General features: G+C 53.1%; 13 protein-coding genes. 5 read left to right on the top strand and 8 right to left on the bottom strand.

The genetic code is table 11. From position 1 onward, the window contains the following. The first annotated feature begins 214 nt into the window (after positions 1-214). The 3 genes from B208_RS23580 to B208_RS23575 all read left to right on the top strand — a co-directional run bounded on the left by B208_RS23580 (position 215) and on the right by B208_RS23575 (position 4288). Entirely contained in the window at positions 215-685 is a 471-nt protein-coding gene (locus B208_RS23580; protein ID WP_007979231.1) for a thioredoxin family protein, read from the top strand. Further along, entirely contained in the window at positions 682-3069 is a 2388-nt protein-coding gene (gene ccsA / locus B208_RS0122050; RefSeq protein ID WP_007979232.1) for a cytochrome c biogenesis protein CcsA, read from the top strand. Before B208_RS23580 ends, ccsA begins: the two co-directional genes overlap by 4 nt. A gap of 370 nt (positions 3070-3439) precedes the next feature. Beyond that, on the top strand, positions 3440-4288 hold the full coding sequence (locus tag B208_RS23575; RefSeq protein ID WP_232423934.1) for a hypothetical protein: 849 nt from the start codon (positions 3440-3442) through the stop codon (positions 4286-4288). An 11-nt stretch (positions 4289-4299) separates the two neighbouring features. Here B208_RS23575 and B208_RS0122040 read toward each other — a convergent pair whose 3' ends face one another. Genes B208_RS0122040 through B208_RS23565 form a run of 3 tightly spaced genes read right to left on the bottom strand, consistent with a single transcriptional unit; the run spans position 4300 to position 6044 of the window. Then, on the bottom strand, positions 4300-4974 hold the full coding sequence (locus tag B208_RS0122040; RefSeq protein ID WP_007979236.1) for a heme exporter protein CcmB: 675 nt from the start codon (positions 4972-4974) through the stop codon (positions 4300-4302). A gap of 2 nt (positions 4975-4976) precedes the next feature. Beyond that, positions 4977-5681: an ABC transporter ATP-binding protein gene (locus B208_RS23570; RefSeq protein WP_007979237.1), complete on the bottom strand. Its 705-nt coding sequence runs from the start codon at positions 5679-5681 to the stop codon at positions 4977-4979. 57 nt (positions 5682-5738) lie between these two features. Next, complete coding sequence (locus tag B208_RS23565) at positions 5739-6044, bottom strand: cytochrome c maturation protein CcmE domain-containing protein (RefSeq protein ID WP_455550049.1); 306 nt, start codon at positions 6042-6044, stop codon at positions 5739-5741. Between the two features lie 534 nt (positions 6045-6578). On the opposite strand from B208_RS23565, the gene B208_RS0122030 reads away from it, so the two are divergent. Further along, entirely contained in the window at positions 6579-7181 is a 603-nt protein-coding gene (locus B208_RS0122030) for a hypothetical protein (protein ID WP_018129171.1), read from the top strand. 529 nt (positions 7182-7710) lie between these two features. Here the strand turns inward: B208_RS0122030 and B208_RS0122020 are convergent. After that, the gene (locus tag B208_RS0122020) at positions 7711-8259 is read right to left on the bottom strand and encodes a thermonuclease family protein (protein ID WP_232423933.1); all 549 of its coding nucleotides are present in this window, start codon (positions 8257-8259) and stop codon (positions 7711-7713) included. A gap of 1842 nt (positions 8260-10101) precedes the next feature. On the opposite strand from B208_RS0122020, the gene B208_RS0122015 reads away from it, so the two are divergent. Then, positions 10102-10578, top strand: coding sequence for a hypothetical protein (locus B208_RS0122015; RefSeq protein ID WP_007979241.1), 477 nt, complete (start codon positions 10102-10104; stop codon positions 10576-10578). A 3-nt stretch (positions 10579-10581) separates the two neighbouring features. On the opposite strand, the gene B208_RS0122010 is transcribed toward B208_RS0122015, so the two are convergent. Genes B208_RS0122010 through B208_RS0121995 form a run of 4 tightly spaced genes read right to left on the bottom strand, consistent with a single transcriptional unit; the run spans position 10582 to position 17615 of the window. Then, positions 10582-13425, bottom strand: coding sequence for a type IV secretory system conjugative DNA transfer family protein (locus B208_RS0122010; protein ID WP_018129169.1), 2844 nt, complete (start codon positions 13423-13425; stop codon positions 10582-10584). Further along, on the bottom strand, positions 13425-14525 hold the full coding sequence (locus B208_RS0122005; RefSeq protein WP_018129168.1) for a hypothetical protein: 1101 nt from the start codon (positions 14523-14525) through the stop codon (positions 13425-13427). Before B208_RS0122005 ends, B208_RS0122010 begins: the two co-directional genes overlap by 1 nt. Next, on the bottom strand, positions 14522-15673 hold the full coding sequence (locus tag B208_RS0122000) for a hypothetical protein (protein ID WP_018129167.1): 1152 nt from the start codon (positions 15671-15673) through the stop codon (positions 14522-14524). Before B208_RS0122000 ends, B208_RS0122005 begins: the two co-directional genes overlap by 4 nt. Beyond that, positions 15666-17615 carry a VirB4 family type IV secretion system protein gene (locus tag B208_RS0121995; RefSeq protein WP_232423932.1) on the bottom strand — a complete coding sequence of 650 codons (1950 nt, stop codon included), beginning with the start codon at positions 17613-17615 and terminating at the stop codon, positions 15666-15668. The genes B208_RS0122000 and B208_RS0121995 overlap by 8 nt, the downstream gene beginning before the upstream one ends. Positions 17616-17778 lie beyond the last annotated feature (163 nt).

Below are 17778 nucleotides of genomic sequence, written 5' to 3'. Positions count from 1 at the left end.
AGTATTGTGTTCTCCATGTATCTCTCCCGGGGTATTAAACGTTTGTAATGGTGAATAAATACAATGGGATTTGCACAAGGAGATCGCAAAATAGAATCCAATAAGACATGGCTCATTAGAGAAACTGACTATGGTCCACCACATGAGATTGAGGATGGTATCTACAAGAACACACAATATTTAACCGGGATCACTCCTAACAATGAGTAGCTGAATGTCCCCACGGAAAATACTCACAATAGTATTTTTAGCCGCTCTCTTAGGCATCGGCTATCAATCAATGAATGCAGCCCCCGTTCTGAGTGATCAGTCGTATTCATATCATGGGGAAACGAAGTGGCATACAAACTTCTCTAGCGCACGTGCTGTTGCAGTAAATCAAGACAAACCGATACTAGTCTACTTTTGGACGACATGGTGTACATACTGTGAAGATTATAATCAAAACGTCTATTCAGATCCAGCAGTACGAGCTCACCTTGATGATTTCGTCCTTGTTGCAGTGAATCTCGACAATAATAGTCCCGAAGCGTCAAGATTGAAGCAACAGTACGGAGCTACATATCCTCCACAGCACGTCGCAATCACACAACAGGGACAGCAGCTCGCGAAAATAAATGGTTACGCGAAGAAAAAAGCGTTCATTGACTATCTCGAACGAGCACAACGGAGGGCTAACCAGTGACTCCGGGTCATATTCTCCTCTACCTTGCATTGAGTGTGAGTTTGGCTACTATAATCTTACTGGGACGAGATTATGTTAAGGATGCAGAGAAATACTCAAAGTACATCCCTACACTGGTTGGGTTGACAGCGGGGCTTTTGACGACTGCCCTGATTTATCTCACGTATCAGTTCGTCACGACGGATTATTCGAATGCTTACGTCTGGAACAACACAACAGACTATCTCCCCCTACTGTACCGAATAACGGGTGTGTATGCAGGTAACGAAGGATCCGTGTTATTATGGGCTACGCTCGCCTCGATTGTCGCTTTCTGGGCAGCGCGTATGCGGGGCGTCAGTGGCCAAAACCGAAAGCTTGTGCAGGGGATCACAATGGGTATCGTGTCATTCTTCAGTGTGATGCTGGTCATCCAAAGTCCTTTCAACACTATCACTCAAGAATTTCCACAAGCTGTACCTGGATTTGTCCCAGCCACCGGTCGTGGTCTCAACCCACTGCTCGTAGACCCGTATATGGCGATTCATCCTCCAGTCATGTTCGTTTCGTATGCACTGTTAACGGTCCCATTCGCCATTGGCTCGGCCCATTTCATCTCGCTACACCGTGGGCAACAGGGACTCTTCAAGAAGTGGTACGGCAGCGTGCTCCGCTGGCTTCGAATCTCGTGGTTGTTTCTAACTGCTGCAGTCGCTCTTGGCGCGCTCTGGTCGTATACCGTGTTAGGATGGGGTGGGATTTGGGCCTGGGACCCCGTCGAAACAGCGATTTTCATCCCGTGGCTATTTTTGACGGCGACGTTACACGCAGTTACAAACTATCGTCCCGGACGCAACTATACAGTACTTGCACCTGCGATGACTTCAACGGTATTTGCCCTTGCGATTTACACTACGTCGATCGTTCGAAGCGGCGTTTTTCGTAGTGTCCATTCATTTGCAAACGAGGGAATCGGACTATCGTTGCTCATCTTGATGGCGATTACAGCATTTCTTGGTGTACTCCTTCCACTCATCTACTGGTTTGGACAAGATGGAGAAGGTGTTACACAAGACAGTAAGTGGATCACACGATCAAACCTACTTCACCTCGCTGTCCTTGGACTTGGAACGCTTGCGTTTATTTCCATTTGGGGACTCACGTTCCCACTTTTGCGCGACTTGACAACTGGTATCGAAGTAGAAGTCAACGCTAAATACTATAATTTGTGGAGCTACCCGATCGTACTCCTCATTCTATTATTGCTTGGATTCTACATGGATTTCGACGTTGAAGGGCACGAACGAAGCCGTATCGCACTTGGGATCTTCACTGCCCTCACAATAGGGGCAGCGTTCATCAAGCCATCATCAGCATGGCAATTGGCTTCAGTATCCAGTACTGACACTGCTTTTTATCGCATCGTTGGGAATGCAAGTGTACTCTCCGTCGTTCCCCCTGCCACATACGTCTGTATCGCCATCATCAAGCGAGCATTCGAACGAATTCCCAATATTTCTCGCCGAGGACAACTCAAAGAGTTTGGTATCACACTCATCCATCTCGGTGTTGCGATACTTGTCGTTTCATTGGCGTTCACCTACCTCTTCACCGCCCAGTCGTCCGTCATTATCCAAGACGCACGTAATGATGAGGCTATTCACCACGTACCTGAATCGTCATACTCTGTCCAAGCTGCTAACTACTCCGAGACGACGAAACCAAGAAACCCAGACCCTCGTCGAATTGCCCTATCGAGCCAGCAAGTACTCTCGAAAGGAAGTTCGCTAAACGGCACAATCAAAGCCGTTCATGGGACCATCACAGCAATCAAGCGTGGGCCACGAGCGACTGTCGCACAACTTGACAACTCGGGCGTCTGGATTGGATTGACCGGGGAAAACCAGTCATCAACTAGCCTTTCACGTGGTCGTGAAATTGTTGCGAGAGGAGCAGTGATGTGGAATTACGTTCCACAAGCCGATGCCGTCGTGGTCACCGATGCACGGAATGTTGGTCCAGTATCGAACCCACCGCCAGCGATCAACCTGACTCGCGTTGAAAAACAATCAATGGACCTCCGAATCTATCGGGATGGCAACCAAATTGCGGCTGGAAACGTTGGACAGAGCCGGTATATCAAACAAGGTGGGATGCAGGTACGCGACGTGCTCATTAACCGCGGACTCACCCAGGATACCTACGTTATCGCCGCACTCAATGACGGGACAGCATCGCTCACAATCAAGCGCATCCCGCTGATGACACCAATTCGAATCGGCGTTCTGTTCTTACTTGTGGGAATGATTCTCGTTCTCCTCTTTGATCCGATCCACGGACTCACCGCAGAATCACATCGATCACGTACCACCGTATCGAAAAACGAACCAACGACGTCCGATTGACAATAATTCAATTACAATACCCATGAATAGATTAGTAGTTTTGCTCGTCATCCTACTCGCTTGCGTCTCGACCATACCGCTTGCGAACGGAGCGGACAACACGACAGTATCGGTCTCAGGAAACGTAACAGTCACAAATGGAACCGCGAATGGCGACACGATAACGGTAACACCGTTAGATGAGAATTACCGACGCGTAGGTGACTCGGTAAATACGACAGTCTCTGACGGGTCGTTCAACGCAGACAACGTTACGAAAGCTCCACTGTACTACGTTCGACTTTCCCACGGTGACCTCGCCCACTATGTATTAACGCAGAACACTGACGGCCTTTCGTTTGACTTGGGACCAACCATTTCGGGACGCGTCGTGACTGAGAACGAATCAGCTGTTCCGAACGCACAATTGCTCGTCGCAAGTCCGACCGGACCGCCCGTCGGGCAGGTGAATGCATCTAAAAACGGCACGTTTGAATTTGGACCAGTAGAATCAAACACAACCTACACGCTCTGGATGCGAATTGCAGGTGTTCCGTACAAAAAGACGATCACGACCGGTGCGAATGCGACAAACGTTCACTTTGTGAAACGAGAACCGACAGGCAAGGAAACCAACTTGACCGTTTCCGGGGGAGATCCAGCCAGTCACGTAATACAGGTATCACCACGACAAAACGGGTCTGGGCTGAGCGTTGTCGAGACGCTTTCGATCAACAATACCGGTAACCAACCTTTCGTCGGACCGGTTCACATCGCGCTTCCGGAAAATGCGACGCCGACAGGCGCAATGTTCCGCAATCGTCAAACGACATTCACACGTCATGATAATGGTATTGATGTCAATGCGACTATTGCGGCAAACGATACAGCTCAGATCGGCGTCGCTTACAATCTCAAGGGCCGAGAAATTCGAAAGTCGCTCAGTCACGACACCGATCGCGTCGCAGCCGTTTTACAGGGCTATAATCTTTCACAGATATCACACTCTTCAAATCTTCGACCTGGATCGGCCCCGATTTCTATGTTAACGAATCAAGCCCCGATCCAGAGCGGGAACGAAATACATATCAACGTCCCGAAGAACGCACGTCAGATGGCAAACAACCAGTCAGTTGATGATGACGGCGGCAGTAATGGCTCTGACTTTCCAGTTACCATCTTAGGTCTCTCTTTCTTGAGTATCGTAATCGGTGGGATACTACTGTATCGGGTGCTTTAATTACCATTTGCCTAGCCCTCAACGATATATTCGAATGTCATAAAGCCGGAGAGAAACAAGATTCCATCATACGCGAGCAACAGAATTATCCACGAGTGGGAGCTGCTGCCGGTCGTAAGACTTCGTGTGAGCGAGATTCCGGCCAGAAGCACTGGGATAACGAGTGGAATCAATAGCATCGGAAGTAGTAGCTCCCGAAGTTGTGATTTCACGGTTAACAACGATAGTGAGACACCAACGGCGGAGAAACCGAAGGACGCAGCGATGATGACCCCGACGAACGCAGGAAACATCGCAACGGGAGGGGCGTAATCAAGAAACACTACGACGAACCCTAACGTGAGAAGTTCGACGGTTGCAATAAATACTGTCGAACTCGCGACTTTCCCAGCATATATAGCCGATCGATCAACAGGTGCGAGCAACAGTCCGTCGAGTGCAGCGTCCTGCTCTTCACTGGCGGCACCTTGGATAACGCTGAATGTGCCGGCAAAGACGAATGAGACCCAAAGTGCACCGCTTCCAATAACGGTAAGATCAACGAACGTTTGGGCGAAGCTGAACGCAAAGACGACAATAACGAGTAAAGAGAAAATAGCGGCTGTGTTGAAGATACGCTTCGAACGGGCTTCTATTTGCAAATCTTTCCGAAATATTTCTATGGCAACCCGTAGATATATACCCATCGTCAGTTGTCCTCTAGTCCGATAGCAGTCTGATATTGGTTTATGAACGCTGACGGTGAGGTAAGGCTTCGTAGTGAAACATCACGGGAGACAGTACCTGCATCGAGAATTAGTGCACGGTCACAGAAATCAAACCCTCGTTTGAAATCGTGAGTCACCATTATGACCGTTCCTACACCAACTGCGTCCAGGATTTGGTCGAAATCAACCATGGAACGCCGGTCAAGGCCGGAATATGGTTCATCAAGTAGTAACACGGCTGGCTCGTGCAACAAGGCTCGAGCGAGTGAAAGACGTTTTCGCATCCCATGAGAGAAGGTGCTCGGGTCACGTTCACCATCTGATCTAAGCCCCACTAATTCTAATACACGGTCACAGCGATCTATATCAATATGGTGGATACGGGCATGTAATTGAAGATTCTCACGTGCTGTCAGCCCATCATAAAGCATTGTCTCGTGAGAGAGAACCCCAATTTGTTGTCGAACGGCTGCTCTATCTCTAGTAAGTTCTCGCCCGTCAATGAAAACCCGTCCACTTGTTGGGGTAGAAAGTGTTGCAAGGATGCGGAGAACAGTTGTCTTTCCCGCACCATTTGGTCCAAACAACCCAATACGTTCCCCGTCCCCAACCTGAAAGCTCACATCATGAATTGCTGTAAGACGACCGAAACGCTTCGTCAAATTATCGACTTCTATCAGTGTCATTTTTGCTATCTTCCAATGGCGTCTTTCTGCGAGCAATATACATCTCTCTTAGAACGACTACGATTGCATCGATTTATTGGGTCGCTTGCTTCCCTCGTGAGCGCGGACTGAAAGTTTGCGAGCATCAAGATGGCCATCCTGGAGAACACCCTTCGCTACGACCACACGCCCGTTCTGCATTGTTTCTGGCATTGTCTTTTCATATGAAACACTCACCGATGTGTTATTGTCAACCACATCGAAAGCAACTTGCCCGTTTGACTGGTGTAGATTAGTAACGCGACCTTCTAAGTTGACCCATTCTCCTTCGTAGTTCCCGTCTTGGATACTCGTAGGTGATACGAATGTTGTTGTTGCGTTCATTGTCGTTGCTGCAAGAACGAGAAAGAGAAGTAAAATCCCAATACCCCCGAATAGCAGTTTGTTTCTTTGTTTCATTCTATGGAAAGTGTATTTCGATCATGTTACGTCCAATCCTAATCAGTATATCGATTGTAGTTGTGTATGTTCTGTTTCAGCCTTTTATTTTTAATTCTTGTGATGGTTTTGTATCAATCTAATACTCAGATGCCATCATCTTTGATACGATACTGCGTACTCACGGCCTTTATGCTTTTGGGAATTATTCCCAATATTGAGAGACACACTAATTCTTTGAATTCCAACATTATAATGCATTTTCATCCATGTGGTCGTCTATAAAGACTAGTGATAAATACAGATTCAACTCATAAGCTGTGAAAATAAGAGGTAGAATGGAGTTATGAAGTATTTCGAATTAATCAGTATGTATCGTTATCAATTGACTACAGAGAATGAAACTTTTTCAGTTGCTAAACTGAGTCGATACTGTTAAGTACTCTATGGACATTACTCAATTATTCACGTATAAAATCCATGAACAATTCTACTATTCCAAAATTCGCCAATCAGATGGTGGAAGTCGGTAAAGAACCCTCGATCTCATTTCTTGGAAGTGTCATCTTAGTGCCGATATTTTTCCTAGGACTAGTATCTCTCAATAAGAACCCCAGTACTCTGTTGTATATTCATATTTTGAGTGGCATAATCTGGTTTGGAATGGCAATTATCGTTCCAGCGGTTCTAATCCTTTATCTTGGCTTTATAGATCCCACTACTGTAAATCAATTTATTCGGAAAACGATTCCCAAAATAGTCCTCTTCATGCTTGCAGTGAGCTTTATGACTGTACTTTCTGGAAGCCTTCTTGCAGACCAGTTCGGTCTATTACATGCCGATAGCCCCTGGATGCTACGTGTGTTTGTTCTCGGTTGGATATTGTGGTTATTCGGTCTGTTTGTCTCTAACCGAATGCACTTGACCGTATATTTTGAGGGGAAAGCACCGAATCCTGATTTAACGCTTCTCAAGTCAATTGAAAAGAAAATTCTAGTGGCAGGTATATTCGAAGCATTAATTATGCTCGGAATTATCTATCTCGTCCTTAACCCTGGATTTCGGTTGTGGAATTTGTTTTGAGTCGCCTTTCACAATAAACGCTCGTCAAACTCACGACAACGGCCAATTTAATGTTATTGACAGATTCCACTCGGAAGAACGGGGAACGCACTGGTTGAAACTACAAATATTATACAATTCGACACGCTTGCCAGACTCTCCTAGTTCTGCTTAGTGCAACATGAGGCAGTGGGTCCGGAGTTATCGATGTCTCCAACGAGAGCTACGAGAATCCCGCAGATCACCCGTATAGCGTTTCCATCAACAATGAAACCGATGCTACTGATGATTCTCGATAAGTGTTCGAAGTCGGGTGACACCACGGACGAGGATCTGTATTGTTCCAATAGCCATCAAAATTATCGCACCAACGATGACGGTTTGTTCGACGATCTCATAGAGAGGTATGAGCCCTATTTTGGCACAGATAAGCAATATTCCTGCTATGATCCAAATCAAATAAATCCCGACCAAAAAGCGATAACGTAAATACACAATCCAACAATATAAATCTTATAAAATAAACATTTCTATGCTGTTATTCCCTGGCTCACGCGCTCGTGTTCTTCCACAGGCCATAGCCGCCGTGCTTGGCCTCTTGCTGCTTTCGCTCAAACTCCGCCCGTTTACTGAACTCCCCGTCTGCCACTCGTGCATAGCCTGATCGGAGCAACTGCGTATTGTACAGCCACTCCCCCGTATAGACGTACATTTGTGGATGGCCGTCACTGCTGCTTCCCACTTGTGGGTCTGTGACGAGTGTGACGGTGCTGTACTCAAGCTGTGCTTTGGTAGTCTGGAGCGCTCGTTTGTGGTACAGACCACTCTTCGGGACGCGTACACCGATCAGATCAATCGTCTGGGTCTTGCCGTTGCGTTCAATTTTGATGGTTGTCGGATCGACGATTTTCGTCACCCGTGCTTCGAAGCGCTGGCTGCCGCTCGGTGCGTCGATTCGTGCGGTGGTCTGTGTCGGTACTGTCGTTGCTTGGGTTGCCGTGCTGTTCGGTGACGTTGTTGCTGCTGTGGTTGTGCTGGCTGTCTGCGTGGCTGTTGTGGTCGGTGAAGTGGTTGTGACTGTTGCCTCGGTTGTCGTCATTGACGGCGTGTTGGTTGCCGTCTGCGTCGGCTCTGTGCTGCTCGGTGTGGTTGTGGGATCGTCGCTACTACCGCCGAGTCCAAGACTGCCGAGACAGCCTGCGAGGACAACGAGTAGGACAAGTCCGAGCATAGGGAGGGAGCGATGCATACTGGTGGTCATCTCTGTGTTTAGTTCAACGTTGGGGGTGGCGAATGATGCGCGATGGCAAGCGAATGAATGTGCCGAACCGAACGCACGGCAGCAGATCGCCTCGACCGACCAGACCGCCACTGCTAACGCGGGTGGGACAGTCAGATTGTCCTAGCCGGTGGACAGTCCGTTTTCTCGGAGAGAGGACACCACATTTCCGGAGTAATTTGGCCGTCTTCAGCAGTCCTCGTCCCTCTCCGGTCCATCTTGCTTCGCTCTGGGTGACAGTCCCCTTTGGGTCGTGCTGGGCTGACAGTCTAGTGCTGCTCGAGCTCAGTGAGTTCAATGTCTCGCCCGGTGGACAGTCGGCCCTGCTGTGCGTGATGGTTCATACTCGGTGCAATGCGCCGTCGACGCCGCAACTAGCTAGAGGCTCGGCGTACTGGTCGCCTGATTTGACAGTCCCCTTTGTCGGTGGCCGGCGGACACCGCAGTCTGTCGCTGGTGGACAGTCCCTCGTGCTGGCGGTGCTGTCCGCTGTTGTCGCCTCTCCTCGCGTGGTGCGCTCACTGAAACTGTGGTGTGTCGCCCACGTTGGCACCCCACTGGTGCGCTCGGGTCGGCACCCAGATCAGGTCGTCACATCGGAACCCAGATGAAGCGTGGTGGTGGTGGCACCCGGCCATTGCTCAGGCTGTGAGTAGAGATGTGTCGCTCGTCGGTACCCCCTCTGTTCGGGTGCAGAGGTGGCACCCCCAAACTAGACGCACAGCGTTCTGTCGGACCTGTCCGGCCAGAAGTGGACTGTCCGGCTTTGTCACGCCCAGTGACTGTCCTGCATGCTCGTGCTACGTTCTTTCTCGTGGTCATCACTCTGTCTCTGGGGTGCTGCTGTTCGCGATGTTTTGCAAGAATTCCAGTGTGGTTCCACTCCCATTGTCGGCTCTGCTGATGTTGCCCGTGTTTCTCAGGTTGTGATTCCCTCCTCCTCGCCTGCCGTGATCGCCACGGTCTTCGTGCTGTCCTGGACGCCAGCGCTCTCGCTGACTGTCCCCCTCGATGTCGTGGGCCATCGGTGCTTCTTCGCCTGTGTCCCATATGTTCCCGAAATCTGACAGATTACTAGTGGTCGTGAGTGTTGTTGACCCTAATTCCTGCTGGATGTCTCCCGTCGTTGATCGCGTTGCCCCACCTGCCCCACTCGCGCACTCCTCTCTTTTCTCTGATTTCTGACTATCTTTTCCCGTGCTTGTCGGTCGTGTTTTCTTCGCGCTAGTGCTCTCATTTTCTGTCGCTGTTCTCGGCGCTAGCCTGACTGTCCCACTGTCTCATCTCTGGTGATCATTCTGGGTGCTCGCGCTGGGTGGACTGTCCCCACTCTACTCTGTTGTCCCTTCTCGTCGCGGGTGCTAATCTCGCCCATGACTCTGCTCGCACTCGGTGGGGTGCCCACTTTTGCGCACCCTCAGTATCCTATCTTTCTCGTTATATTTCCCGGGCGCCCACTGCGGTGCACTGGCAGGGTGCCAGCCTTCTCGTTACCATCTTCAATTTCCACTCTTCGCTTCATCTGTTTTCTGATAATTCTTGTTCCTGTCTCCCATTCCTGTAGTCGCGCCCATTTTTTGGTCCCATGACTAGTGAGTCGTTTCGCTTAGTAAGGCTTTATAGTGGATAAGTATTAAGGCCTTCAAACCTTAATATGGCCTCATGAACGATGCTAACCAAACTGAAACCTCTGATGAGTTTCCCCCGTCGTTCGATGAGATGCGTACCCATCTTGGAGAGGCCCGCCGCAACCTCCTTACTGTCCTCTACGCAACTGACAATTATTCGGCCAACACATCGGACCTCCGCCAGCAGGCAGGCGTCCCCAGTGGGAGTATGAACCACCACATGACCAAGCTCCAGCGCTGGGAGCTAGTCGAGGAAGTGGACCGCGAGTATGCGGGTCGTGGTTCACACGCGATCGTCTGGCGGCTTACAGACCGTGGTGAATCGTTCTGTGATGATGGGTTAGAACTCCCCGAGAATCCACTTGTTGAACCTGAGGATTTCGAGGCGCTTCGCGCCGACGTTTCGGATCTTCGAGACGATGTTGAGACGATGAAAGAGGCGATGGTGCAGATCGCCGTGAAGGCTGGCGGGGTGAAAGAAGAGACCGCACAGGAATGGCTCAGCGACTAGCAATCAGTTAAAGATATTTGAGAGATCGTCGGCCAGATACTCCTCTCCCTCTCCGCTGCTCGATGGCTCCTCACTCTTCTCTTGCGTTGCCTCTTCCTCGGTAGCCGCGCCACTTCCACCGTTTGTATCACCCTCTCTGCCCTTGTCTTCTGTGTCGTAGTGCGTCGGTGGATCGTCACGTAGCAAATGCGGCACAGAGATTTGCTGGCCGTCCTCGATCACGCGTAGGTCCATTGGCGTCAGCCGCTGCTTGGTGCCATCTTCATTGATTTCGGGCTCTGGCACGATCATTACGTCCCACTCCACTGCGTCGAGGTCGCCGTCAATCTCATACTCAGGGATGATTGGTGGCTTCACGTTGCGTTCGCCGCCTGCAGGATACGCATCTCTGTCCTCGAAAATCCGGGCTGGTGAGTCAAAGCGGGCGTGAACCGTCCCGTCTGTGTCGCGTAGAATGTACTCGTCGGTCGCCTCGTCGTGCACCCAGACGTTATCGCTGGCTCCCGGTCGGGTGATAACGTCACCGTCAATTCTGAGTGCTTGTGTGCCCGTGTAGAACCGTCGTTCACCGTCCACACTGTGATTGCTCCAACAGCCAAATGGTCCCTCACCAAGCGTTCGATAGACGTGTTCTGCCGTCTCCTCCCGCGAAAGGAAGAGGCACCGGTGGCCTGCATTCGCCGCCTGTGCCAGATTCTCCACCGTCTGCGACGGCTGCGAACTCCCCGTTGTGTGCTCGGTTTCAATATAGGCGTCTCGTGTGCCTGCTAATCGATGTACGAGCGGATGGTTATCACGGAATTCAACCATTGCATCTGCAATCGCCTCAGGGTCATCGTCTCGATCAACGTCCAGCATATCGTCAAGGCGAACGAGGCCGTCCGGCATCGCGTCACCCGTCTGCTCGGGAATCTCTACGATAAACCCTAGCTGCGTCAAGGCAACGTAGGCGTCTTGCAGCGGTGCGATATGGTCGGGGCCGCCGTCGTTTTGTTTTGTGCCGACCGCGTAGACCGGCGCGGGATCAACCTGCAAGAGATGGCCACTGCCGCTGGTGTCCTCTTCGAGATACGGATCGTTTTTGGGCACCTGCTGGACGACGCGCCGCCATGCGTCGTTGTGATCGACAAATGACTCAACACCGGGCGTATAGTCGGCCAGTCGTTCGACCACGCGCGTGTCGGTCAGATCGACCCACCCACCGGGATCGCCTTGTTGGATACTCTCGTCCCAGACCGTCTTGTAGACCGCTTCACACGCACTCGCTGCGTCGGCTTCCGCCTGTTGGGTGGGTTGGGCGAGTGGATCGTCCGTGTCGTCGTTCGGGCCGTTCCCTTCGTCAATCAGCAGTTCCTCACGCAATTCTTCGGACGAGCGTGGTGTCCGGCCATAGGTGCGGGCTGAATCCTCGATGATGTGCCAGCGCTCGGCTTCGCTCCGCAGCGGTGGATACGGTGGATGGCAGTACGTCCGGAAGCTGGGAGCAGTCTCTTTCCGCCCATTGCGCTCGACCGTCATCTGCATCCACACGTGGTGGGGGGCTTCGGACGTAAGGATTGACGAGTCGATATCGAGCACATCCGCAATCTGACGGGCGTGATTCGGATGGCCTGCTTTGAACGAAAGAACGGTGTTGCTGTTCGCAAACATCGCCTCTTGCACGTCACTGGGCACCTGCGAGGGGTACTGCATCGCCATGAAAATGCCAAGCCCAAGCGACCGGGCTTTCGAAAGCATGGTCGGTAACGCACTGTCTTGATGGGCGACATAGTCGAATTCGTCAATGAAGAGATTGCAGGGGATGCGGTCTTTCTCCCGCATTTCAGACCGCGCCCGAACGTGCGACCACAGTCTTCGGATAATCGCCGTACTCACCATTTGTTTGAGTTCGTCGCGTTCCGGTCCCATTCGCACGACGAGGATTTTGCGCTCTTCGATGATATCGGCGAGATTGACGGTCGAATCACGAAACGCGATCACACGCCGGGCGATAGGATCTTCAACCCAATCTTTGAGACGACGGCGAATCGGATCGAGGTTGTCGTCGTCCATCTCCGCGATTTTCTCCGTATAATTTAGCCACTCAAGGCCACTCTGATCAACGAGGTTGGCGAACTCGCGGGCGTTTTCTTCCTCAGCGAGGATGTAATAGAGGTCGAGCAGGGTGAACTCGTAGTCGAGGCGGGCGGTCGCCCGAACCATCGTCTTCGTGATGCCGTCCATACGCGGTCCCCAATATTCGTCGATCCCGATCATCTTCGTGAGGTCTTCGACCAGATTTTCAACCGCCGTATCAAACATCGGGTCGTCAGACTCAACCCCCGGATCGAGAATATTCAGCCCGACAGTGGCCGTCCGATTTCCGCCCGGTTCGAGCCACACCAAATCGCCATTGTCGATACGATGCTGAGGCAGAATGTCGATGAGCTTGGGGCTATCGTCACCCTTTGGCTCAATAAAGACGACCGGGAAATTTGCCTCAGATTGCGCTCGAATCATATTGTCCATCAGGGTGGACTTCCCGTAGCCGGTCGGTCCCAGCAACACCGTGTGCTTGAGCAGGTCCTCCTGCTCGATGCCTGCATGTCGCCCGCGACGGGTGCCAACCCCAACGAACAATGGCTGCTCCGGATTCGTCCGTGGCCCTTCCATCATGCTTCGTGAGAGCGGGCCCGCGAACAGTTCGTCTTGCTCGGTATCGCGAGCGATCATCGGTTGGCCCTCGACTAACTCCACGTCATCCTGCTGGTACTCATATTGCCATTCGTCGTCATCATCTTCGCTTTCGTCGTCAGTCTCGGGGTGCTGGCTGTCACCCGAGAGGACGTTGCGAATTGTGTCGAACATCACCACGCACCGTCCTGTTCTTCTGTCTCGGTTGCATGCTGGGTTGAATCGGCGGGTGCACCCGGTCCCGACTGCATTCGGTTCCAGTCCAAATCCGGGGCATGAACATCGTTCTGGGTGGGAATGTGCACGAGTACAGCCAACTCTTGGTCTGTTAGGACACTCTGGGTGCCGGTCAACCAACTCCGCGCACGGCCCGGCTGCTGGCCGTGTAACCAAAGATCACGAGTTGAGATCGCCTCGATAGCATTCTGTATCGCCTCACTCGACGTGAGGGGTGTTGGAACGAGTGACTGGCCGCCGGGATGGCTGAACGTCGTTGTGAAGAACTCGCCGATAGACTGGGCACGTGTTTCGGCAGCCTCGGCGGTTGGGCCAACCGCAAGCACGCGAAGACTCGCGTGGAATGCAGGTCGGCCGCGCTGATTCTGAATATCGGTCGCAATGTGGCGGTCGCGCTTTGACTCTACGACATGCGGATTGATCTCGCCGACAAGACGGCCATCTTGCATTGCATCGGCCACTTCATCGCTCGTACTGCCGACTTTCCCGCGTCGGAACCAACTGTCTCCGACCGGCTCGAACGTCAGTTGTACGATCACACGCTCACCATCGGTTGCGGCGACTTTCGGTAAGAGCGACGTATAGGGATCGCCAGAGAGAGGATCGACCTTCGACCCTTGATGGCGGAGCGGGAAACAACAGTCTTCCTCTAAGTCGAACCGAATTCCAGCAACGTACTCACCGTCATGCATCGTCGGGAAGGCGTCGGCTGGATCGACGTCGTTCACGGTCGAATTCGGATAGGTACCAGAAACGTGACCGCGAATGCGTTCGGGTTCGGGCGAACTCATCAGCACCCGCACCGAACGCTCCTCGTAGAGCAGACTAAAGCTGTAGGTCGGCGGTGTTCCGTGCTTCGGGTCCCGGTAGAGATCCCGAAAAAGGGTGGTTCCGGCGTCGATGCCGGGTGTATCACGGAAGGGTCGAATGTGCAAGACAGGCAGGTTGGGGATCCCAACAGCCTGCTGGTAGCGATCCGTGATTTTGTGGGCGAAACTGTTGTTCGAAAGGGGGTTGAGACGACTGAAGAGGCTCATTGGTTTTCACCGTTCTTGGTCGTTGGATTGGGTATGGTTTGGGAGCGCGTTACTGGAAATTTCCGGGCAAAAGACCACACCTGATCGAGCGCATCGCGAGCAGTCTGACCAACACGGTCTGCTGCATACGTCCGCCCGACGGCATAGGCAACAGCGACAACCGGACCAAGTGCGAGCAGTGACATCGTGAGTGCGGGCGACCATATTGGGAGGACTGTAGCTGGTGGGGCGAGAATGATCGTAGCGCCGAGTAACGCGCCGAGCCGGATAGGGAGCGTCCAGTGGTACCGCGATTGATGCCAGATAAAGTATGCGTCATCGCATTTTCGAGCGCGTTCGATGGCATATGCGCTGACCGCTCCGGCCAACAGGTAGACGGCAGCTGCGAGCGGTTCGATTAAGATCGGTAATCCAGCGCGTCCGAGGCCAACAAAGATGGCAGCGACGGCGCCGACAACGCCGCTGAGACCGACCACGAACCACATCGGTTCCCACTGTGTCCGCGTCCCGGTCTGGTCGTTTCGCTCGCGCTCGACGCAGTGGGCAGTATAGCCGAGTGCGAGAACAATACTCAGTAACCAGAGACGGCTTGGTTTGATCGCCCCATGGAGGACATCACTGGTTCCCGTAACGATCCCGACGACCCAGTCCGCGCCGGTCTGTGGATCGACGAAAATTGTGCCGAACAACCCTGCCGCGATGATGAGCGCCACGACCGCAACAACAGCAGCGCCGACAACAGTGAGGAGCCGCCGCCAAAACAGGGGCGCGGCCTGCTCGGTCAACCAGCGTTCGAGTCGATGCACGCCTTCGTGAATGCGTCCACGGATTGTGTCGGGGAAATCGGGGCGGCGGTTCTGTGCGCGAAGCTCGCGGGCCCGCTTAACGTGATCGATCTCTCGATCAGTCACACAGTCCCGGCAGACGACTGCGTGATTGTCTACTGAGTAGTCTATTGGGTCAATCTGAATCCGCATCCAATCGAGGGTTTTCGGGGTGACACGGCTGTTACAGAGTTCACAGTACGTACTCTCACGAGCTAAGAGTGCCTCATCGAGTTCGCGCGGGTTCAAATCCGGCGGTGGATGACCGAGGTGTTCGGAGGACCGCTTCCAGTGTTTCTTTCCGTCGTTGTCGGCGTTAGTCATGGATCGTTCCTCCGTCCGTCGCCGCAGCCATCCGATTAGAGCGTTCTACATCGACCATCGTGTTGCTCGATTCGGCGGCATCCGCTGCCGTGTTGATGTCATCGCCACCCGTCGTGTCAAGCGCTTTCGCCCGCTTAAACCGTTCCTCGCGCTCTTCGTGGTCCTCGATGATTTCGGCCTCTTTCTCTAGCGCTGAGACCTTCGTGGGATATTTCGCCACCTCCGTCTCGTCGTCTACAACCATGAGCGCATGCGAGAACCCCCGCGACCGCGTGCCGGGCAGGGCGTTACGAACGAACTCGCCTTCGCGTTCGGTGAGATCCAGTTTCTTGCGGTTCTCCTCTGAGAGGTCGGGCAGGCGATGAAGGAACCGAATTGCACAGTTGTTCGCAATCGTCTCGGCTTTCTCGTGGACGAAGAAGTCCTTGGCTTCCTGTGTGATGAAATGCAGCGAGAGGTCGTGATGGCGACTGTGACGCACGGCCAGCTCTAGCCAATCGAGTTGCTGGTTTTGCATCAGATAGTGCGCTTCGTCAATCGCCATAATCACGTTCTTATCTGTCTCTTTCGCTCGCTCATACACCGAGTCAAACAGGAGTTGCACCATCAGTCCGATGCCCGAACTGCCCTCGCCCTGTTGGAGGTCAAGATACACCGCATCTTTCCCTCGAATGTCGATGTCGCTCTCTCCCGAGAGATTGCTGAACTCGCCGCCGATAAAGCTCATCATCGCATTCCGGAGGTCGGCGGCATGTTCTTCGATCTTGCCGCCCTCAAGGTCAGTCACGGTGCTGTTGACACCCTCGTTCTCCCGAATTCGCTGGATGAACGCACCCCCGTCGTCCGCAATCTCACCGAGGATCTGATCAATGCCGTCCTCTCCGGCGATTGTCGGACTGGGATTACTGTGTGTCTCCGGGTCGGTCGTAATGCCATGGCGCGCATACGCTTCACCGAGCGCCAAATCCAGGACCGCACGTTCGCCTTTGTTGAGTCCGTTATCGCCACTATCGACGTGGACGAAGAACGATTCGAAGAAACCCATCACGCTGGAGAAGCGCTCACCGAACGGATTGAGTTGCGGGTTGTTATCTAGGACATGCTGGGGTGTCCGGCGAATTTCCAACGGGTTAATACCTTTTGACCCACCGACGACGACGTTCTCGGCCTTGAGCGAATCAGCCAACGAACTGAACCCTGACAGCGGGTCAATCATCACCAAGAGCGTGTCCGGGTCCTTGGCGACTTCGCGGAGGTTCAACAGTTTCGTCCCGAACGACTTGCCCGCGCCAATTCGTCCAGCGGTGAAGATGTTGTACCCGTTCGAGCGGTTCCAGCGATTCACAACGAGCGGTTCGTCAGTCGTCGCATGATAGCCCGTGAGAATGCCGCGTTCCTCGAAGATGGTCCCGGCGCTCCACGGCATCAGGCATCCGACCGCGCCCGACAGCATGGTTGTGGGTGCGTCAATCGCGTCGTCCACGAGTGGACTTCCGGCGAGCAGGCCGTCGGTCAACAGGTTGTGGGTAGCGAACTCCGCGGTGATCTGTTGTTTTTGTAGCTCAGAGCGCACGGTCGATGCCTCGCTTAGTACCGCGTCGTGTGAGTCCGCCCGCACCGTAATTACGACCGTCACGTCGAAGGCTGAGGTTTCGCCACGCGAGAGTGCTGAGAGCACTTCTCGATGCTCGTTCATGCGGCGTTGGGTCTGATCGATACTGGGGTCACCATTCTCTTTTTTCGACTGGATGAGCGCCTGTAGATCCCGAATCGCACTGTCGAACCGTCGTCTCGCCTTGTCGGTGCCGGAGGGGTCGGCGTGGATCGACAAGTCCACATCCGTACTGGGGTGGGTCGTCAACTGTTCGAGCATGCCGGGATATGCGAACTGCGGCCAGTTCGTGATCACGAGGGGAACCGCCCAACGGCCGCTGGCGGTCATCTGCACAGCGTTGGGCTCAATCTGAAGGCCAGCGGCCGCCACCGCTTTAGCGTCGGTTGCCGGGCTATCGGCGTCTGGTTCGACCGCTGGTTCGTCGGTGCCGTCCGGTTCGTCGTCCGATTCGTTGTCGTCGCTGTCGTCGGTGAATGGGAGGTTTAGATTC

It is taken from the genome of Haladaptatus paucihalophilus DX253 (assembly GCF_000376445.1).
Taxonomy (GTDB): Archaea; Halobacteriota; Halobacteria; order Halobacteriales; family Haladaptataceae; genus Haladaptatus; species Haladaptatus paucihalophilus.
This window is presented reverse-complemented; position numbering and strand designations above follow the sequence as displayed.